At 49.0% G+C, this 21,443-nt stretch carries 14 protein-coding genes; 4 read left to right on the forward strand and 10 right to left on the reverse strand.

The window, feature by feature from the left end; translation table 11 throughout:
* Nucleotides 1-31 precede the first annotated feature (31 nt).
* From ACXAFI_RS14785 to purU, 4 genes are all read right to left on the reverse strand, one after another.
* On the reverse strand, nucleotides 32-2,830 hold the full coding sequence (locus ACXAFI_RS14785) for a TonB-dependent receptor (RefSeq protein WP_475109422.1): 2,799 nt from the start codon (nucleotides 2,828-2,830) through the stop codon (nucleotides 32-34).
* A gap of 402 nt (nucleotides 2,831-3,232) precedes the next feature.
* Nucleotides 3,233-3,964 (reverse strand): AraC family transcriptional regulator, encoded by a 732-nt coding sequence (locus ACXAFI_RS14790; RefSeq protein WP_152451859.1) that lies wholly within the window; start codon nucleotides 3,962-3,964, stop codon nucleotides 3,233-3,235.
* A 109-nt stretch (nucleotides 3,965-4,073) separates the two neighbouring features.
* Nucleotides 4,074-4,493 (reverse strand): hypothetical protein, encoded by a 420-nt coding sequence (locus ACXAFI_RS14795; RefSeq protein ID WP_475109423.1) that lies wholly within the window; start codon nucleotides 4,491-4,493, stop codon nucleotides 4,074-4,076.
* A gap of 66 nt (nucleotides 4,494-4,559) precedes the next feature.
* The gene (gene purU / locus ACXAFI_RS14800; RefSeq protein ID WP_152451855.1) at nucleotides 4,560-5,396 is read right to left on the reverse strand and encodes a formyltetrahydrofolate deformylase; all 837 of its coding nucleotides are present in this window, start codon (nucleotides 5,394-5,396) and stop codon (nucleotides 4,560-4,562) included.
* Between the two features lie 83 nt (nucleotides 5,397-5,479).
* On the opposite strand from purU, the gene pepQ reads away from it, so the two are divergent.
* Both pepQ and ACXAFI_RS14810 read left to right on the forward strand, forming a co-directional pair.
* Entirely contained in the window at nucleotides 5,480-6,793 is a 1,314-nt protein-coding gene (pepQ, locus tag ACXAFI_RS14805; RefSeq protein WP_475109424.1) for a Xaa-Pro dipeptidase, read from the forward strand.
* A gap of 279 nt (nucleotides 6,794-7,072) precedes the next feature.
* Nucleotides 7,073-9,124, forward strand: a complete 2,052-nt coding sequence (locus ACXAFI_RS14810) for an amidohydrolase family protein (RefSeq protein WP_475109425.1) — start codon at nucleotides 7,073-7,075, stop codon at nucleotides 9,122-9,124.
* A gap of 79 nt (nucleotides 9,125-9,203) precedes the next feature.
* Here the strand turns inward: ACXAFI_RS14810 and metE are convergent, their stop codons facing one another.
* Entirely contained in the window at nucleotides 9,204-11,435 is a 2,232-nt protein-coding gene (metE, locus tag ACXAFI_RS14815) for a 5-methyltetrahydropteroyltriglutamate--homocysteine S-methyltransferase (RefSeq protein WP_475109426.1), read from the reverse strand.
* Nucleotides 11,436-11,618: 183 nt separating this feature from the next.
* On the opposite strand from metE, the gene ACXAFI_RS14820 reads away from it, so the two are divergent.
* Entirely contained in the window at nucleotides 11,619-12,554 is a 936-nt protein-coding gene (locus ACXAFI_RS14820) for a LysR family transcriptional regulator (RefSeq protein ID WP_475109427.1), read from the forward strand.
* Between the two features lie 101 nt (nucleotides 12,555-12,655).
* Nucleotides 12,656-13,195: a cytochrome b gene (locus ACXAFI_RS14825; RefSeq protein ID WP_475109428.1), complete on the forward strand. Its 540-nt coding sequence runs from the start codon at nucleotides 12,656-12,658 to the stop codon at nucleotides 13,193-13,195.
* Nucleotides 13,196-13,276: 81 nt separating this feature from the next.
* Here the strand turns inward: ACXAFI_RS14825 and ACXAFI_RS14830 are convergent, their stop codons facing one another.
* The 5 genes from ACXAFI_RS14830 to ACXAFI_RS14850 all read right to left on the reverse strand — a co-directional run bounded on the left by ACXAFI_RS14830 (nucleotide 13,277) and on the right by ACXAFI_RS14850 (nucleotide 21,441).
* Nucleotides 13,277-15,058 carry a DEAD/DEAH box helicase gene (locus ACXAFI_RS14830; protein WP_152451841.1) on the reverse strand — a complete coding sequence of 594 codons (1,782 nt, stop codon included), beginning with the start codon at nucleotides 15,056-15,058 and terminating at the stop codon, nucleotides 13,277-13,279.
* A 221-nt stretch (nucleotides 15,059-15,279) separates the two neighbouring features.
* Nucleotides 15,280-16,533 carry a capsule biosynthesis protein gene (locus ACXAFI_RS14835; RefSeq protein ID WP_475109429.1) on the reverse strand — a complete coding sequence of 418 codons (1,254 nt, stop codon included), beginning with the start codon at nucleotides 16,531-16,533 and terminating at the stop codon, nucleotides 15,280-15,282.
* Between the two features lie 710 nt (nucleotides 16,534-17,243).
* Nucleotides 17,244-18,314: a phytanoyl-CoA dioxygenase family protein gene (locus ACXAFI_RS14840; protein ID WP_475109430.1), complete on the reverse strand. Its 1,071-nt coding sequence runs from the start codon at nucleotides 18,312-18,314 to the stop codon at nucleotides 17,244-17,246.
* A gap of 164 nt (nucleotides 18,315-18,478) precedes the next feature.
* Nucleotides 18,479-20,491 (reverse strand): capsular polysaccharide biosynthesis protein, encoded by a 2,013-nt coding sequence (locus ACXAFI_RS14845; RefSeq protein WP_475109431.1) that lies wholly within the window; start codon nucleotides 20,489-20,491, stop codon nucleotides 18,479-18,481.
* Between the two features lie 29 nt (nucleotides 20,492-20,520).
* Nucleotides 20,521-21,441 (reverse strand): glycosyltransferase family protein, encoded by a 921-nt coding sequence (locus ACXAFI_RS14850; protein WP_475109432.1) that lies wholly within the window; start codon nucleotides 21,439-21,441, stop codon nucleotides 20,521-20,523.
* Nucleotides 21,442-21,443: the final 2 nt, after the last annotated feature.

Genomic DNA, 21,443 nt, shown 5'->3' on the forward strand with positions numbered 1-21,443 from the left:
CTCTACACCCAATACTACGATCAACGAGGTGTTAGAATTTATAGTTTGCACCAATATAAAATCGGCGCCCAGAGTAGTTGTTGTATGTCATCCGATTTTCCTGTTTCCAATATCCCTCCGCCACTTCTTCAGTTAAATTGATAATAGAGGCAGAGATATTAAAGTTATCAGTGAAGGTATAGGTTGCATTCAGATCCAACTGTCCGTAGTCCTTATCGTATACCGCATACCCACGATGTAAACTTGTAACCCTGTCATCCACCCAATTATAGGAGGCACGAACACCGAAATTTTCATTCTCATAAAATGCAGATAAATTATATTGGTGTCTCGCGGTACCAGGTATCTCAGCTTCGATTGACTCATTAGCAAGAATGATGGTGGAAGTGCCGGTATCGGTAAATGTATAGTTGGCCATAAGACCGAAGCCACTTTCGAAAGCATGCTGGGCAAACAACTCCACCCCTCTAGAAGTTGCGTTTCCTCCCCCTATCTGCCCCTTCATTTCTACTTCAATAGGGCCATTACAACAATCGTGCTCACGCTCAACAATTTCAGTTACTTGGATTGGCAGATTGTCAATATCTTTGTCAAATAAAGTTACACCCAATGCAGAACCATCGGCGTAATACCACTCTAGGCCCAGATCGAACTGCTTGGAGATCATGGCCTCCAGATCCGTATTCGCAAAGAAGCCACTTCCTCGCCCCGTCCACTCATCCGGAGAAACAATATGAACTGGTGGACCATAAGTTTCAGCCTGCCCCAAATAGGCGTAACTCACCCTTGACATAGCTTTAGAGGCTGTAAATCGTATTACCAGATCATCAGTTAGATCCCAGGCAACATTCAAACTTGGCAAAAATTCTTTTGTGGTATTACTGCGGGAGTTAGCAATAACTTCATCCGATTCCATTCCAGTAATATCATCATACGTTTCAGTAGATAATTTTGTGCTGACATAGCGAACTCCCAAGTTTCCGCGGAAGTCTCGCCATATAAAATCAGCTTGGGCATAGGTAGAGAGTATTTCTTCATCAATTGTATAAGTGCCAGATAGTACTGGCATAACAGTGAGGTTGAAGTTTCCACGCACATAGTCCATCAAGGCATCGGTATCAAATGCCAGATAATCAATTGCACCTGTATTACCAGCACTATTATCAACTACCTTATCGCTAATTAAAGTTGAGGTATCTGGGTGGTAATCAGGATTATGGAACCATTGATCGCCTGGTAACCAACCTCGGTAACCGCCATTGTCATCAGTCTCGTCATCCCATCGATAGATATCTCTATAGGATCTAGCCTCATGATCCCTATACTTTGTGCCCACATAAAACTTATTAACAATTCCCCAGTTAGTATCAAATGCCAAATCTAGCTGATAGTAACTCTCTTCATCGCTATTTTCCGTAGCATCTGAGCCAAACCAGTCATAATAGGGATAAGCTTCTGTATCTTTAGTGAGATCTGTGGAAACTTCATAGCTCGGCTTACCATCTGCAATTGACCAAAGCCAGCTATCCACTGAACCATAACGAGCATCCATATTAGCGTATGTGAGTTCAGAAGTTCCCCCCTCTGCTTCTGTATGCCCAACATTTAAAGCCGCGGTATAAAAATCTCCTTCATAGATAACTTCAAAATCATAAGTGTTAGATTCCGATTCACCCTTGCGGGTATAGCCTGTCAGCTGGGGAGACATCAAACCACGGTATACGTCTACACCACCATTTACATCTCCATCGCCCCAGTTATTTTCATTAAGGTCACCATTGTCGTTAAAACCATAGGTGACGACTGTATCTCCATCCACTTCAATGCCATAGTATGCATCGTCATGATCATTCCATTCCGCAAATGTCAGGCTTTGAGTATTAGTGTCATAGCCAAGCTTGGAACCGAAATAAGCAAAACCAAATTCCAGGCGTTCAGTGGGTCGCCACTGTGCGGCAAGCTGGTATCCATCACGGGTTCGGTCTTCCTTAGAGTTGTGAATACTTACCTGCGTGGGCGCCCACACATTGTTGAAAACTTCTTCTGTGGTCTGATCAACAAGAGCTGACAAATCTGCATTTTCATCAGTATCTGAGTGCAAACGCCAGCCACTTGCATAATTGGTAACTCCGGTTACGCCACGGTCCTGGCTGGTGTACCCCACTAAAATACCAAAAGTTTCGCTCTCATTTTTCCAGGAGTAGAAAGCATTATATTGTGGGTCCCACTCTTCGGTAGTATCTGAATAAGTCGCCTCTGTGGTAATTACACCTTGTCCAGCATCAAGTTCAAGAGGTTTGTGGCTATGTAGGATAACGGTACCACCGACACCACCTTCATCAATTCTTGCCTCGGGGCTTTTATAAACCTCTGCCCTACTGATCATACTGGAGGGAAGTAATAAGTAGTTAAAATTTCTAGAGGGAGCTCCACTACCGGAAGTAGCAATGTAATTTCCATTTAACTGGGTGAGAGTCCACTCTGAGCTGGTTCCCCGAATACTAACCGTGCTACCTTCACCACCACTGCGATCAATAGTGACACCAGGCACGCGCTGGAGAGAATCAGCTACATTTTTATCGGGGAACTTACCAATATCTTCTGCAGTAATAGCATCTACTACAGCAAGGGAATCCCGTTTGATTTCAAGGTTTTTGGTAGCACTCTCAAGAATTCCAATGACTTGAACTTCTTCAATTCTCTCATCAAAGTCCGAAGTATCTTCCGCGATCGCCATACTACTTACGACCAGCGAGATAGCAGTAACCATAGACTTCTGCGTGAAACCTCTGCTCCAGGTATTAACCCTTTTTCGGCTATTCTTCTTCATTATTTTCATAGCATCCCAACTTTCTGTTTTTTCTCTCACCGGTTCAAAAAATGCCAGCCCCTTTCAAAGGGCTGGCGTAAAACTGTCAGGGGACCCTAAACCCCAAAAAGACAGTTCATTTGTTGAGCACTAAAACCCTAAAAAAAAACTTTGATGAGGAGGTAATCAATACTGGGATACTAATGAAACAAAATCGGCGTTTTAGATTTTTAAGAAAAAACAAGCAGTCGCTGAAAGCCAAAAATGAATCGACTAACTACCTATTTTAAGGAATAAAACCCTAAGTCAAACTCGGGTCTAGAATTTCCAGAAATGAATGAAATGGGCGGCTATCAACTCATCGGGGGAAGTTAGCGTACTACTTTCTTTAAAGTTGCTGAGGACACTTAGCTTGTTCGGTGTTTATATATTCGACTGAACTTCACTGCGATAATTTGCTGGAAGCTGTCCAAACATGCCTTTGAAGTGTCTACTGAAGTAACTATGAGATGTAAAGCCAACCCGATAAGCAATTTCAGATATTGGACTTTGTGTTTCCACCAACATACGACGAGAGTTCTCTAATCTGACTTCCCGAACGAATTGCATGGGTGTTTTATCCAGATATTTTTTGAATCGCCGCTCTAGTGCACTAACCGATAAACTCGCGACCTCTGCCAAATCTTCAACCGCAATTGGCTGACTATAGTTATTTTTTATGTATTCAACTGGCCTTTTAAGTTTATCCATTCTAGAGAGAGTCTTAACCGTCTCTTTAAGGTCTCGAGCTACACCATAGGTTCCTATGATTTCTCCATTGGCACTCTTCAATGGGCGCTTTGATGTCGTAAACCAAACTAACTCACCTGTTTTACCAATATTTAATTCCAAACGATCTGTAATCGTCTCTCCTGACATCACCCTTTTGTCGTCACGTATATAGTTTTTAGCGAGATAAGAAGGGGAAAAATCCATATCTGAACGGCCAACCACCTGATGTAATGACCTGCAGCCAACATGTTCAATAAATTCCCGGTTACAATGCACCACATAGCCGGATTCATCTTTTACCCAGAAAATAATATCTGATATAAGGTCAAAAACCGCAATGATCTGCTGCGTAGAAACCTGTTCCAAGACTGATTGATACTTCATTATTCTTATTTACATTTTGTATAAAACTGGAATATAGCTGAGCTTACTGACTAACCTCTTAAAAATTAACAAACTCAATTAGTTTTTTCTAATCAAGACACTAAAAGTATCAAAATGCCCCCTCTCGACACTCACCCCGCACTTCCCCCCCATATGGGGAGATAATTCGCTCAATTTCAAAATAACCACGCTCGCAGAAACCGGTTTCCATCAACTTCTGCTCTAAAGCCCAATCGAAGTAAGCCTCTACCCGACGACTCGACGGGCCGCCGCTCTCCACTGGCCCTCTCGGCATACGGGACTGCGCACTGGAACCTGCCACAACTGGCGCAGGGATATCGCGTTGCTTTCCCTTTAACGTAAAAGTAAAACGCTTGGCGCCATTGGGAGCAATTTCTGTCTCAAAGGATTCCTTCATTCCTGGTATCGGGCTGTTACTGGTACAGCCTGTCAATATCAGGGCAATTGCCAAGCCCCCAAATAGTCGTACTGGGGAAAATGGGGAGTTGAATTTATTTTTATTCAGCACAGCAAGCCCTCTTGGCTCATAAAAAAGCTTCCACAAAAGGCTATTAGCCTCAGGAGATTTTATCAATTATTTGAATACCACGGTTTTATTGCCATGGATAAATACCCGCTCCTGCAACAGTAACTGCAGTGCACGGGACAAAACCAACTTTTCCACATCGCGGCCCGCATCCGCCATGGACTCCGCCGAATAGGCATGATCCACATGTATTACATCCTGCTCAATAATCGGCCCCTCATCCAGATCATCGGTCACGAAGTGAGCGGTAGCACCGATAATTTTCACACCGCGCTCATAGGCCTGCTGATAGGGTTTGGCCCCGATAAAGGCCGGCAGGAAGGAGTGGTGAATATTGATAATTCGACCAGCATAACGGGCGACAAACTCTGGGGTGAGTACCCGCATATACTTGGCCAGTACCAGGTAATCAGGGTTGTAGTCATCTACCAGGGCAGCCACTTTTTCCTCGTGCTCACTGCGCTTCAGGTCTTGTGCCGGTACACAGTGAAAGGGAATATCAAACTTCTCCACCAACCCACCCAGGTCTGGATGGTTGCCAATCACCGCGGCGATCTCTACATCCAGTGCGCCCGAATAGCACTTCATGAGGATGTCCCCCAGGCAATGGGATTCTCGTGTCACCATCAGCACCAGGCGCTTGCGTTCGGTGGATACCAGGCGCCGCTCGGCCCCCTGTGGCAGGGCCATATCCAAGTCTTCCAGGAAGGTCGTGTCATTGAAGATGCCTTCAAGGGCGGTGCGCATAAAAAAGCGGCCTTCGGCGCGGTCCACAAACTCATCATTCTTGACGATATTGAGCTGGTGCTTGTAGCAAATATTGGTAATCTTCGCGATCAGACCCTTATCATCGGGGCAGTCGGTTAGCAGTATCTTCTTTTCCATGGTCGAATTTCAGGCCAAATATCCAGAGTTCAGACTATACACTATGCCGTCTAATTGATTCAGCGATCCATTCCGGGGAGAACATGGATAAAAACCTTTACGCAGATCATATGGCCACCCTGTGCCGCCGCTACGATAAAATATTGGAGTCCTGCGGCTTCGATACCCTGAATGTATTCAGCGGTGCACCCAGGATGCAGTTTCTGGATGACAACTCCTACCCTTTTAAGGTCAATCCCCAGTTCAAGGCCCTGGTACCGATCACCGACAACCCCAACAGCTGGGTGATCTACAGGCGTGGGCAGAAGCCCAAGCTATTGTTCTACCGCCCGGTGGACTTCTGGCACTATGTCCCGCCCGCGCCACAGACCTTCTGGAGTGAGCTCTACGATATCGAGCTGTTGAGTAAGCCAGCAGATGCCCGGGAATTCCTAAACGCGGATAACGCCGCCTTCATTGGCGAGGCCGACAGATTCCAGGACTGGCCACTCGGCGAGATCAACCCCGAAACCCTGATCAATCGTCTACATTGGGCGCGCGCTTACAAGAGCCCCTATGAAATCGCCTGCCTGCGCGAGGCCAATCGCATTGCGGTAGCAGGGCACCGAGCCGCCGAGCTGGCTTTTCGCAGCGGTGCCAGCGAGTTCGAGATCAACCAGGCCTACTTGAGTGCTACCAACCAGGGCGAGAACACCATGCCCTACGGCAATATCGTGGCCCTTAACGAACACGCGGCGATACTGCACTACACGCACCTCTCCACCGAACGCCTGCCCGGCACAGAGTTAAAAACCTTTCTGATAGACGCCGGGGCCGATTGCAATGGTTATTGTGCGGATATCACCCGCACCTATAGCTATGCCGACAGCGAGTTCGCTCAGCTGGTGGCAGCGATGGATGAAAAGCAGCTGCAACTGGTGGACGGCCTCAAGCCCGGTCTGCCCTACCCAGATCTACACCGCCATTGCCATCTGAAAGTCGGCGAGCTGCTGGCCCAGTTCAAAATCATCAAGACTTCTGCAGAGAGTGCGATGGAGTCCGGGTTAACCCGGCCATTTATGCCTCATGGTCTGGGCCACTTCCTCGGCCTGCAGGTCCATGATGTGGGTGGTCACCAGAGTGGCCCCGATGGCGGTACCACACCCCCACCTGCGGAGTACCCTTTCCTGCGCACCAGCCGCACTATTGAAGAAAACCAAGTATTTACGATTGAGCCGGGGCTCTACTTTATCGATAGTCTGCTGGCCGAATTGAAAGCCTCCTCCCTTGCCAGTGAAGTTAATTGGAATAAGGTTGAAGAGTTCCGCCCCTACGGCGGCGTGCGTATTGAGGACAATATTGTGGTGGGTGCCGAAGCGAATGAGAACCTCACTCGCGCCTGCGAAGCGGTGCATTAATGCCATAGGTAAATGATACTCTAACTCGCTCTCGCCAAGAGCAAGGCAATCTGGCAGGCTTTGTTGTCTTCCAGGTTGCCGGACCTCCTCAAGCTTTCCCATACCCTTAACAAGTAAAATAAAAAACCACTGAGGTTTACCCCAACGCCCTGTCGCCCTGATTCATCCTTCTGCCGAAATCACTCAAAAAGCGATCACCCACTGTACTGCTATCTCTTGCCTGAATAGAAAAAAACAGCCAACCTCCCCCGCGCAAAAACAACAAGAAAGGTTCGTCCTATGAAAAAATCCAGGCTAGCAACACTGGTCGCCGCAGCGGTATTCGCCACTGCCAATTGCGCCTATGCAAAATCGATCGAATATATCTTTTACGATAAGGAGGGTATCGCCGGCAGCGAGGTAATCGAACAAAAGGGCTCGAAAATTTCCGGGGAATTAAAGCTCGGTTGGAATAACCGCCGACTCAACCTAAAGGAAAGTTTCACGGTCGGCGCTGCCAAAATGCCCGAGCAGGTCCACATTGAAGGTATCAGCCCCTTTGGCGCGCCAGTCAATGAAGAATTTACACTGAAAGATGGTGTGGCCACTTGGCAGGGCACCGATGAACACGGCAGTGCAAAAACTTCCGAAGCGCAATTTTATATTCCCAAAAACTCGACCCTGGCCGTACAAACCCAGCTGGTAAAAGCCCTACTTGCTGATAAGGATCACAGCTTTGGCTTGCTACCCCAAGGACAAGCCCAGCTACACAAACTGGATCAGCTCACTCTTGAGCAGGGCGATGAGAAAAAAACCGTGCATCTCTACGGTGTGAGCGGCCTGGGTTTTACTCCAAACCTGGCCTGGTACGATGAATCCGGTGATCTGTTTGCCGCCGATGAAGGAGGCTGGTTCGCCATACTGCGCAAAGGCTGGGATAAATCCCACCTGCAACAACTCAAAGAACGCCAAGTTGCCGCTTCCGACCAGTATTTACTGGATATCGCCGAAAAGCACACCCATACCTCCGCCCAGCCGATCCTGATTAGCAACGTCAACCTGGTGGATGTAGAAGCGGGCAAACTGCGCAAGCGTCGCCACCTACTGGTAGAAAACGGCAAAATCACCAAGATTAGCCGCCGCCCAATTAAGGTCCAAAACGCCACCCGTATCGATGCCAAGGGTCACACCCTGATTCCCGGGCTGTGGGATATGCACGCACACCTGTCACCCACCGATGGTGCCCTGAATATGGCCGCCGGTATTATTAATGTGCGCGATATCGGTAATACCCACGAAAATATTATGCGCATCTCCGGCCTGTATGAGTCCGAACAGATTATCGGCGGTGACCTGTTCCGTGCGGGCTTTATGGACCGGGAAAGTGAAAATGCCATGCGCATGGGCAAAACGGCAGATAGCCTGGAAGAAGCCAAGGAAATTGTCGAGTGGTACGCGGAGCATGGCTACCAGCAGATAAAAACCTACAGTTCCATGGAACCCGAATGGATCGCTCCTTTAGCCAAACATATCCACGAAAACGGCATGCGCTTATCCGGGCATATCCCAGCCTTTATGACCGCAGAGGAAGCCGTTGATGCCGGCTTTGATGAAATCCAGCATATCAACATGCTATTCCTCAATTTTATGGGCAAGATCGACACCCGTAAAAAACTGCGTTTTACCGAAATTGGTGAACATGCCCACGAGCTGGACTTGGAAAGTGCAGAGGTGGGTGAATTCCTGGATAAACTCGCTGAAAAAGGCACAGTGGTAGATGCCACGACTACCGTATTTAGCTCTATGTTGCTGCGCCAACCTGGCAAAGTAGATCCGGAGTTTGAAGATATTGCCGACCATTTACCGGTGAATATTCAGCGCTCATTTGTCGGTGCCGAGCTGGATGTAAAACCGGAGCACCGGGATGACTACGACCTCTCCGCCGATGCCCTGCTGAAAATGATGCGTAAACTGCATGAGCACAAGGTGACCATGGTAGCGGGTTCCGATGGCATTCCTGGATTTACCCTGTTACGCGAATTGGAACTTTATGCCAAATCCGGTATTCCCGCAATGGATGTACTGCGTACTGCCACACTGGTGCCTGCCCAGGTAATGGGAGCCGATCAATATACTGGCAGTATCACCGTGGGTAAAAATGCAGACCTGGTTTTACTGGAGGGTAATCCGCTGGAAGATATCAGCGCACTGCGTCGCACCGCATTGGTTATTGAAGGGCAAAATCTCTATCGTCCCGATGAACTGTATCAAGCCCTGGGCATCAAATCGTTCCACCCCTCGGTGCCATTTGAATTAAATGGTACGACTACCATTGCAGCCAAGTCTGAATAAAAAGACAAAGCGGCAAGCAAAAAAAGAAAAGTAAAAACCGGCAGTCAGAAAGACTGCCGGTTTTTTTATTAGCCAAATATTAGGCTAACTCGCTGCGTACAGTGCGCGCTGCTTCCACCATGTTCAGTAGGGAGGAGCCCACTTCGGCCCAGCTGCGGGTTTTTAAGCCACAATCTGGGTTCACCCAAAGCCGCTGTATCGGCACTACTTCGGCAATTTTCTTCAGACGCTCAACCAGCTCCTCCCGCTCAGGCACATTAGGGGAGTGGATATCGTAAATTCCCGGCCCTATTTCATTGGGGTAACCGCCGTTCCTATCGGCAAACGCACTGAGCAGTCGCAGATCAGAGCGGGCGGATTCGATAGTAATGACATCCGCATCCAGGGAGACAATCGCCTCCATGATTGCATTGAAATTGCTATAACACATGTGGGTGTGAATCTGGGTTTCCGCTTTTACCTCGCTACAGGTAAAACGAAAACATCCCACCGCCCAGGCAAAATAATCAGCATGCTCGGATTCACGCAGGGGAACCCCCTCGCGCAGAGCCGGCTCATCAATCTGAATGATTCCTATACCCGCATTCTCAAGATCCAATACTTCCTGGCGTAATGCCTCGGCAATCTGCAAGCAACTTTCACTTCGGTGGATGTCCTCACGAGGGAAGGACCAGTTGAGAATCGTCACTGGACCTGTGAGCATGCCTTTTACTGGCCTTTGGGTCAGGCTCTGGGCATAGTGGCTCCACTCCACCGTCATAGCCTGTGGACGAGAAATGTCACCGAAAATAATGGGCGGTTTTACACAGCGGGACCCATAGCTCTGTACCCAACCATTGCCAGTATGCACAAACCCCTGCAGCTGTTCGCCAAAATACTCCACCATATCGTTGCGCTCGGCTTCACCGTGTACCAACACGTCCAAGCCAAGAATTTCCTGGCGACGGATCGCCTCGGCAATCTCCGCACGCAAATGCTGGGTGTAATCCGACTCACTGATCTCACCGCTGCGATGCTGGCGGCGTACCTTGCGCAATAGGTCCGTTTGTGGGAAAGAACCGATCGTGGTGGTCGGCAACAGTGGTAACTGCCAGCGTTTTTCCTGCAGTACCGCGCGCTCTTGATAGCGCTGTGCACGCCAACTGTCCTGTAAGCGCTCAGTGACGGAGTTGCCGGCGATAGGATTCTCGACTGGGGTTGCCGTTGATGGAACGGGCTCGGCCAATAGTTTTTGCAACTGGGCCAACTCCCCTAACTTCTGGCGACTGAAGGCAAGCTTTTGTTTTTGCTCAGCCGGCAACGATGTTTCGGTATCCAAGTCCACCGGGCTGTGCAGCAGTGAGCAGCTGGCCGAAACCCATAGGCGCTCGCCCAAACGATCCGCCAGAGGCTTCAGCTGTGAGTGCCACTTCTGCAAATCCGCTCGCCAAACATTGCGGCCATTCAGTACCCCCGCGGAAAGTACCTGATCTTCCCCAAGCAACTGCGCGGCTTGCGCAAACTCCTCTGGCGCCCGTACGCAGTCAATGTGTACTCCCGCAAACGGCAGGGAAAAAGCCAACTGCAGGTTTTCCCGCAACGGGGAAAAATAGGTTGTCAGCAGTAATTGCAAATCTGCCGCCTGGTTGAGCTGGGCATAGACATCGTGAAACGCTTTGCGCCACTGCTCTGGCAAATCCAAGCCGAGAATCGGCTCATCAATTTGCACCCACTCCACCCCCAGGCTTTCGAGCTGGGAAAACAGCTCTGTATAGCAGGGCAATAAGTTGACGAGTAAATCCAAGGCATTATCAACACCTCGCCCCAACCAGAGGTAAGTGAGCGGACCGATAACGACAGGCTTGACTCTATGCCCCTGGGACTGTGCTTCGCGTACTTCTTCTAGCAACCAATCACTATCCAGTGTAAAGGCTTGCTTCTCGTGAAGCTCCGGCACCAGGTAGTGGTAATTGGTATCGAACCACTTGGTCATGGCACTCGCCGCCACCGGTTGGCCGGAGGGCGCGCGGCCGCGGGCCAGACGAAAGTACTGGTCCAATTTATTGCTCGCAGCCCCATCGGCAAAGCGCTCAGCAACTACACCAAACATCAGCGAATGATTGAGCACCTGGTCATACCAGGCAAAATCGCCAACCGTCACTAAATTGAACCCCTCACTTGCCTGGGCCTGCCAGTTCTCCCGGCGAATATTCTCACCAACCTCCAATAGCCGCTGCTGAGATATTTCACCGCGCCAATAGGCTTCCTGAGCTTTCTTTAGTTCGCGATCGGCGCCGATGCGCGGATAACCGAGGACATGCGTTTGCACCATTTTCTACTTTCCCAAGTCCGTTCCTGTGAGAGGGCCAAGCCCTTATTTCCTGCCCACACATGTCGGTGCTGTCTGTATCTACCGATAGTGGCTTCACCACTTGTGAGGCTTAGGACTTGATTGTGTGCCCGCAGTGTTATTCAATCAATTTCATATTTTTTGCCATAAACATGAATAATTTTAATGATTATAGAAATGCGCCATCTGCGCGCCCTCTCGGTTCTGCGCGAGACTGGCAGCCTGGTGCGCGCCGCTGAGCATCTACACCTGACCCAGTCAGCCCTCTCCCACCTGTTCCGGGAAATGGAGGAGCGCCACAACCTGCCACTATTTGTGCGCAAGTCTCGTCCCCTGCGTTTTACCAGCGCCGGCTTGCGCCTGCTGCAGCTGGCCGATGACATATTGCCGCGCGCGGCTCTAGCCCAGCGAGACTTGGCTCGGCTGGCCTCCGGCCAGTCGGGACGCTTGAATATCGCCATCGAATGCCACAGCTGTTACCAGTGGCTAATGCCGGCTTTGAATACTTATCGCGACGACTGGCCCGAGGTGGAGCTAGATCTGTGCAGCGGCTTTCACTTCGCACCGCTGCCAGCCCTTACCCGCGGTGACTTGGATCTGGTGGTCACCTCTAATCCAGACCGGGATTTGAAAGGCATCCACTATCAGCCACTATTCAGCTTTGAGATGTGCCTAGCACTCAGCCGCAAACATCCACTATTACAAGATGATGCCAAGCGCCGCTGGGTGACTCCCGGGGAGCTGGCCGGAGAGGTACAGATCACTTACCCGGTGGAGCGGGAGCGACTGGATATTTTCCAGAACTTCCTCGAGCCCGCCGGCATCGAGCCCGCGGGTGTACGCACGGCAGAGTTGACGGTTATGATGGTGCAGCTGGTAGCCAGTGGACGCGGTGTCTGCGCCCTGCCCAACTGGGCCTTGCACGAATATCTGCAAAAAGGATTTGTGGCGCAGTTGCGTCTGGGGGAAAAGGGTCTATGGAGTACTCTTTATGCCGCCGTACGCGAGGAAATGCTGGAGCAAGCCTATGCCGCTGACTTTCTGCGGACCGCCCGGGATACCTGTTTTAGCCATCTAAACGGGATTCGCGCGGCGAGTTAAGCGAACTAGCCACTACTATCAGCAACAGATAACTGGAGCGGGTGCACACGCCCGCCGCCATTAATCGCCCGCTCTGGGTGCTGCTTTACAGGAGATGTTCTATGTCCACAACGAGTGATCGCTGGAATTCAGTGAGTAAGGGCCTGCATTGGCTATTTGTGATTCTACTACTAGCCGTATGGGGCGCCGTGGAATTGCACGAGTTTTTTGAGCGCGGCGACCCCATGCGCGGCTGGTTTATGCGTCTGCACTTCTCCCTCGGCGTGGGCGTCCTGATGCTGCTGGCCATCCGCCTCTACTGGAGGGCACGCCACAAGCGCCCACAGATCCAGGGCAAAACCTGGCAAAAAACCTTGTCCAGTCTCACCCACGGCGCTCTCTATCTGGTGCTGCTGGCGATGCCCGTTTCCGGTATCGCGATGCGCCAGTTGTTCGGTAGAGACACAGAGTTTTTTGGTCTTTTTGCCCTACCGCGCTTACTGGCTGAAAACTCGGACCTGGGCAAGCAGCTCGCTTTCCTACACAAGGATGTTCTGTGGCCGGCACTGTTGATATTGGTGGGACTGCATATCGCCGCCGCACTCTGGCACCACTTTGTAATGCGCGACAGTACCCTGACACGCATGCTACCGCAGCGCTAAACACAGCTGCCCTGGCCTTGCGGAATAAAAAAACGGCGCTTAAAGCGCCGTTTTTTACTTTGGGTATTTGCTGGGAAAAGATTACTCCCCACCATTATCCCGTTTGAACTTGGGCTTGCCCTTAGGTTTGCCCTGTGGCTTACCCTTTGGCTTACCCTTGGGTTTCCCTCTCGGCTTAACCGCGTCCTCATCGAAACGGGAAATCTTCATCGGCTTACCGGCCACCCGCACCTTCTTCAGGTGTTGGAGTATTTCCTTGGGCATACCTTCCGGGAGATCAACCGTAGTGAAATCCCCGTAGATCTCGATACGGCCGATATAGGAGCTTTCCAGATCCACCTCGTTGGCAATGGCACCGACGATACTGCCTGGACGCACACCGTGCTCGCGCCCAACCTCGATACGGAAACGTTCTAAGCCCTCATCCGGTGACGGCATCTTGCGGTCTTTTTCATAACTATCTTTCTTGCGGCGACGACCTTCAAATTCGTCATCCCGGTCCCGGCGCTCCCTTTCCCTGCGCGGTTTCGGTTCCTGCTCCTTGACCAACAGCGGCTGGTCACCCTGGGCCATAGAAGCCAAAGCGGCGGCGACATCCAACGGGTCCACTTCATTCTGGGCGAGGAATTCCTCCACCAGCAGACGATAAGGCGCCAGGTCTGTCTGGCCTTCCAGGGTCGCAGTAATACGCTCGCGGAAGCGTTGCATACGGGCACTGTTGACCATTTCTGCGCTGGGTAAATCCAGCTTTTCAATGGGCTTCTTAGTGGCCTTCTCAATAACGCGCAGCATGCGACGCTCGCGCGGTGCCACAAACAGGATGGCATCGCCCTCGCGACCGGCGCGACCGGTACGACCGATACGGTGAATATAAGCCTCAGTATCGTAAGGAATGTCGTAGTTGATCACGTGACTGATACGCTTCACATCCAAGCCGCGCGCTGCCACATCGGTGGCGACAACGATATCAAGCTTGCCCTTCTTCAGCTTGTCAATCACCTGCTCACGCAGGTTCTGCGCCATATCACCGTTCAGGGCGGCACTGGCAAAACCGCGGGCCGCTAACTTATCGGCCAACTCAACGGTGCTGTTTTTGGTGCGCACAAAAATAATCGTGGCATCCACCGGCTCCGCTTCAAGGATACGGGTAAGAGCATCCAGTTTGTGCAAACCGCCCACAGGCCAGTAGCGTTGACGGATAGTCTCTGCCGTCTCCTGCTTGACGCGGATTTTAACTTCAACCGGCTCCTGCAGGTGTTCTCGAGCTATCCGAGCAATCTCTTTAGGCATGGTGGCGGAGAACAGCGCAATCTGGCGTTCTTCAGGAATCTGCTCCAATACCCACTGAACATCGTCGATAAAGCCCATTCGTAGCATTTCATCGGCTTCATCCAGCACCAGGGTGCGCAGGTTGGAGAGGTCCAGGGAGCCGCGGCGCATATGGTCCATCACTCGGCCGGGGGTACCCACCACCAGCTGCACGCCACGTTTCAATTGTTGAATCTGTCCACGATAATCGGCGCCACCGTAAATCGGGGCCACGTGGAAGCCTTTAAGGTTGGCGGCATAGGCCTGGCATGCCTCGGCCACCTGGATAGCCAATTCACGGGTCGGCGCCAGTACCAAAGCTTGAGGGCGGCGGTCTTTCAGGTCCAATTTGGACAGTAATGGCAGTGCGAAGGCGGCAGTTTTGCCGGTGCCGGTCTGGGCCTGGCCCAGTACATCGCGGTTCTCCAACAGGGAGGGGATTGTCTGTGCCTGAATCGGAGAGGGGGTCTCATAGCCTAGTTTTTCAATGGCAGTAAGGATTTCAGGCGGCAGGCCCAGCTGGTCGAAGCCGGCCGGTTTTGGGGTATCGGTCATTTCGGAATTCACTTGAAGCCAAAGTCCCTGTCGTGGGACCGGAGCGGTGGGTCAAAAGGTCGCGCAGTCTAACAGGTTAGGCGTTCCAGATCAGCCTGTTTTTTAAGCAGACCTTCGAGAGCGCCATACCGACTAGAAGCTCATAGCATACCTAGAGGGTGAATATAGAAGAGAAAAGACTTGGAAGGGGCAGTGGCCAAGTGAAAAAGATCACTCGGCGCTTACTTAGCATCAGTCTTGGCATCGGTTCCAGCAGGCTTTGATGCAGGCAAGATAGAGCCCTTTACGCCCATTTCCTGAAAACGGTCACAGACGCCATCCACGGTAGATGTGATACCCCGGGAGAAACTACCATCCACTTGTGTACGCTCATATAGATAAGTATGAAAGCGTCGGAAAAAGGCGGTATCCACCGGTTCTGGCTGCTGCCAAAAATTGGAGAGGCTGCCCTGATGTGTCAAGCCCGGCAAGTCATATAAAGAGCGCCCCAGTACCTTGGTAGGCACCTTGTGAAGCAACGCGGAAATCCCCACAGTGCTATTGATTGTTACGACTCCCTTTGCATGATCCAACAGAGTGGGGAGGTGCAGGTCATGACAATAAATGACCCGCCCACTAATCTGATAACGGGCCTCTAATACACTAATCAGCTTTTGATAATGGCAAAAGCCTCGATCCATGGGGTGATGCTTGATGACAATGACTGTATCTTCAGGAGCGTTTCGCGCGAAAGATTTGCACACAACATCTATTGCATTCTCAATCGAGAGCAAGTCGGAATGTTTGCGTAGCTGAAAATCATCACAAGTCTGCAAAGGAAACAGGTAAAAGCGACCACTGAACTCTTCCGTCAGCTGTCGGATAAGGCCTCGCTCTGTAATCTTATAAAGCCCTTTACGATAAAAGCTTCTAAGCCAGCAAACACCTTCCTTTAGCCAACTGCGATTCCGGTGATGGCGATAACTGGAAAACTCTGCTTGAGCAAGTCGCATCGCCACATAATATGCAGACGCAAAGTACGCTCGTCGCCAAAAAGTATGACCAACAGGCGACGCAGGGGTACGACCTCTCGGTAGATATTGATGTATTGCCTGCCTGGACCAGTTGGTAGAGGAAAAAGCATTAACCCCGCCCCACTCCATAGTGACAAAGTCGGGGCGCAGATAGCCTTCCTCAAAAACGATAAAGGCGACGCCCATGGATTGGCATACTTTCTTTGCGCTCTCATGGAGTCTACGGCAGTCACCATAGGCAAAAACTGTATCAACCTTATGCTCCGAAAGATAACGACGGAAAAAGGCCGGCCAGTCACTCTCTCGACCAGTGAAATCCACCTGGGCGTTTCCCCAGCCAAAGAAGCGATCCCCCCCATTAAAGTTGATCTTATGGGTGACAACACCAAGCTGAGAGAGGCGTTTTGCCAGCCTGGCAAAAAATGGGCCATGCGGTCCCTGTAGAAATACTGCCACAGACATGAATAGGCCTACTCCAGAATCACCCTAATGGGTGCATTGAAACTTGATGAAGAAACATTATAGGGACAACCAGAAACTCACTATCTACAAACCACAAATTAAACCGTATTAGCATACATCACACAAAAACCAATCTGACCGTTTCAGTACCCCATAAATTTCCAAATAGAAAACAAACATTGGAGGTGTAGGCGCTAATTTAGATACTCAAAGTGACCATCAAAATACCTTACTGCAAATTTATCCATCAGGCGATACCCTGAAAAGCCAACTTTAAAGACAACTTTGTGCGCTTGGGTATTGAAACAAGTCCTTAGCGAACCTCCAAGCAAACTGGTACAAACTCAAAATTTATTCCAGTAATGGGATAAGGGGCAGACTTTATAAGAAACCTACAGAACAACATCAGCCTTCGCTTTATATAGCAGAGCAGAAGGCTCTATAGGATTGCTCCAGGAAGGGAGTATGGCACACTTCACAGTCCGCCATTCTAGATGGCATAGGAAATAATGCCACGACAAGCGATTACACCAGGAAAGCTGAAAGCTAGACCTTAGCTTAACTGGTTAAATTATCAACAGATAACGCAACAGCGTACAGGCAGAATGTGCCATGACTTTATTATTTTCTAGCTAATCTCCCCTATCTTTTACTGTAAGATACGGGTGAAAGCTCTTTATAAAACTAATTTTTCCCCATTTCATTCGAGATTAATCAGATCCAACTATTTCGGAGACTTTGGAACATTCTGCACGAGTAAGGGCTCCAAAGTAATTCCTCTGCTCTCCCCCCTCAGTCTTCTGGCGATCAATCTTCATTAAAGCTTTCTTCCATACCCGCTCAAACAGCCACGCGGTGGATTTTGGAAAAGGGGTAAACAAAGGATTAAAAGGGTTATCCCGAGCCTGCATCCAAACTGTCATTCGGTGTGACTTTCGTAGTGCACGACCACGGCAGTGAAAACCGTATACATTGCCAATTAAAAGGGTATTTTTCGGAACAGATAACTTATTTACTTTATACCCCATTTTAACCAGCTCCTCAGTACTAACACGAAATGAGCCATCCCAGTAACGCCCTGGGGCACGGTCAGAACCTCTCTTACAAGCCTCCAGACTCTGCCGGTATTCCCACTTGAGGCGCTTCCAAGTCAACCGGTGGGAGCCGGGGGCATAGACAAATGAACCATTATCATCTGACGACCCATCCATATATAACCATGCCTTAACACATGGATGGAAAGTATCTGCATGTAAATCCCGTTGCGGATCTGGGCGTGGGGTAACATTTGCGTGATTGCACAGATTTTCGATGTAAAAAAGTGGTGGCCGATTCTTTGAGGAGCAGTAGCGCATCAATCGATCCAGACCTTTATGTGTGTATAATTTTTGGAAATTCGGTGCTGTATTTCTCACCTCTGAATCCATAAAAATTCGCTGGGTAATAGTGGTCCCTTCGATGACCTCCCTTACTGGGGCCTTCAGCTCAAGCAGTTCTTGGGATAGACGCTCAAAATCCTCGTACGAAAGAAAGTTTTTTTTAAGCAAATAGCCATTACGGATGAATTCACTTCGATCCTCTGAGGAGACCAAAGGAGATAACAGCAATAGACGAAATCGAAAAAGCAAGTGTGCAAGAATAACTCGAGTTACATGTAGTCCACAGCGATTCAGAAAATAGTTACCTAATATAGGGTTATTCTTAAAACTCTTACCCCAGCTTAATAACTCAAATATCCACTTCGGGACCTTCCAGGTTATTCCAATTACAGAACGCCGCATTGTTGCCCCCAGCAAAAGTCTGTTTTAAACAAGCTATTTTCGCCACAACATTAATAAATAAATGGTTCAGAACTATCTATCTTGGTTTCAAGTATTCGAAGATTCATTAACCCCCATTAAAACAACAATGACAAAAAAATCGATAACACAGGATGTGCCACTGTTTAATATTTTAAGAACTGACTTCGATACCAACTAAATACCTTTAAAAAAACACTCTCTTTTCGACCAACCTTGCGGGATTGCTGTAAAATCTCGACGGTAGTTTCCGCATTGATAAATTCACCGCTTCTGGGGTCCACATATACGGGGTAAAGAAGCAGTACGCCAGCTACTAGCTGATCCAGTTTAAGCTCTCTCTGCCGCCGAAGCTTGAAAGATTGAAGATCGAATGCCTTGAGCTCTCTATCAATAAGGAGTGTATCTTCTGTAAGCCCCCATCCTGCATAAAATGGCAGCCCATAAGTTACTACCTTGATTTCTCTCAACAAAGCCTCAAAACCGCATAGTGAGCTCATGGTATGCACTTCATCAACCTTATCCAGTAACAGGGAGATTTCCCCCCTCTCAATCAAAGTGTCATACAGAGATCCAGCAACTGCTGGCACTTCCCCCTTTCGTGCACCACAAACAACATCTGGATGGGGTTTATAGATGATATGAGCATCAGGATGCTTCGCCCTAACCTGTTGCAGCAAGGATAAATTATTTTTGAATACCGGTGAGCCACAGGCAATAGATGCATCACTCTCCACTTGACCAGGGATTAATATTATCTTTTTATCCCTGGGGAGATCTAACTCACAGGACAATTTTGCTCGACCAAGATTATATTTGGTCACCCTATTCTTTACTAACTGTTGCCTTAGTTTTCTGGCCTGGGCCAAAATAGCCGGTGAGAATTTAGTACTATTTAAGAGAGTTTCCAGATCACTCGGATTATGGGCATCAAAGTAGATTCCACTGGAATCCATCACCAGAGAACTTGGAGTCACTAAATCAGCGCCCAAGCCTACCGAGCGTAAAAAACCATCTTCAATACGCCACAAATTCAATTGAGCTTGTTGACATTCCTCAACCAGAGAGTCATTAACCCGGCTGGCCCATACTAAAATATTAGCGCCAGGACTGGCCTTAGGCCTCTTATTGAGAGACCTCGAAAAAGCAACTCTAGACTTATCCCCTAAAAAATTAGGAATAAACCTACGCTTCCAAGGCGAAAACCCGACACCTACCCAAGTACCTTGAAAACGCTCCCACTGTCTTTTTTGTTCGACTATCAGAGCCAGTGCATCCTCAAATTCGCACTTACGGTTCGTGTAAGGATTGATATAGCGGCAATAGCGAAGATAGGCCGCACAGAAAATTTCTGTCAGTGTTCGTTTTACATTACGTCTGTCAACTAACTGGCGATCTTTTGTTAGCCCCCAGCCAGAATAGAAAGGAACGCCGAAACAATGTACCTCTTTACCAGCAATTAGTGCATCAAAACCCAATTGACTGGTCACCACATAGACTTTATCAACACGATCGAACATCGACCAGGGGGATATATCCTGTCCGATAACTTTACAGCCTTGTTGCTCTGCAAGCGCCTGTAAATAACCGCGTTTTTTACCAGAAATAACATCCGGATGAATCTTGACAATTATTTCAGCCCCAGGATTTTCTGAAATAGCGCTTCGCAGCATTTGATGAAAATGACTTTCAGAAGCTAATCCTGCCCTTATCGATGTATCGCCGAAAGTCTGATCTACCACCAGAACTGCCGAGCGATTGTCTGCTATTTCCAAGGGCGTATCAAATGACTTGTTATATTTACACAACCGATGGGTTCGCAGGAGCCCAAGCCCTTTTTCTGCTCGACTTAGTTCTTCGGCAGTAAAGCCACTGGTTTTAATCAAGTTTTCAAGGTCACTGGGACGGGAGGCGTCATAGTAAATGCCAGTATAATCCACTACCAAACTATGGGCTTGAGCCCCCTCCACCCCTAGACCCAGGGAACGTAAAAAACCATCCTCTATACAGAAATAAGAAAGCCCGGCCCGTGAGGCAATTCTCTGTGCCTTAATCGCCGTATTCTTAAGCCCCCAGCCCACCATTTGCTTAATAGCTTCATTGGGTCTTGAAAGTACATATTGGCACTTAGTACCAAGCAATGGCTCCAAAATACGCATTCTGCGGAGCCCCAGGGAACAGTGCCCAACTACAGACATTCTTGTGCTCCACGCAATAATTTTTCTCTAAGTACATCATCAGCTGCCAACTGTAAAATACTTTCTACCCAGGCCAATGGCTGCATTGGCAACAGAATTCCATTCTCCTGATGCCGGACTATTCTTCCGTAAATATCCCCTTCCGCATAAATCCCTACTGCACCAGCCTGGGTAATGTCAAAGAACTTGGTGTGAGATCTTGCCTTATTAAAGGGTCTATCCAACAGAGGCGCTAACCCTATAGAGCGGCCTGATCGTTGTATCATGGACAAGTAAGTTAGCCATTTCATAGGGTGTATTACTTGCACTCTCGGCACACCCCGAAATAGACGGTTTACTCGCTTATCCCCAATAATTTCAAAATCCAGGTTTTGATTCTCTTCTAGTACCTGTCTGATGATGGGATAAAGCCAGTTAATATCCTCACTGTGAGATGCCGATCCATGATAGAAAATAGAAAGTGGACGCTTTGCACCAAAATCCAGAGGCTCAGCTGACAATAGTTGAGGAGACAGGTGACGATATTTTCTCTGTAGAAATGGAGTTGAGACCAATAATTTTGCCCCAATGGCTTTTAACCAACGCTGCTTAGACCAGCTATAGCGTAGTATTTTAATCTGATAGCGGAGTGGCATCCCGGAGAACGCTGACCAATCAAATAAATCATCATCTAGAAATACTGAAACGCCAGATAGTTTATTTAGATTCTGTTGGATTAGAGATTGCCAGGCGTGAGAAATATAGCGTACAAAAATAACCTGAGCTCCATCGAGTTTATCAACCGAGGGTAGATCGGTAAAAGTCAGACGCTTGACACTCACACCCAAATTTTTCAGATAAGGAATTACGAAGTAATCTGTCGAGGGGTTTGGTCCCTCCTCTACAATGATCCAGCGGTTGATTACTTCCATTC

It is taken from the genome of Microbulbifer sp. ABH2_005, assembly GCF_056160005.1.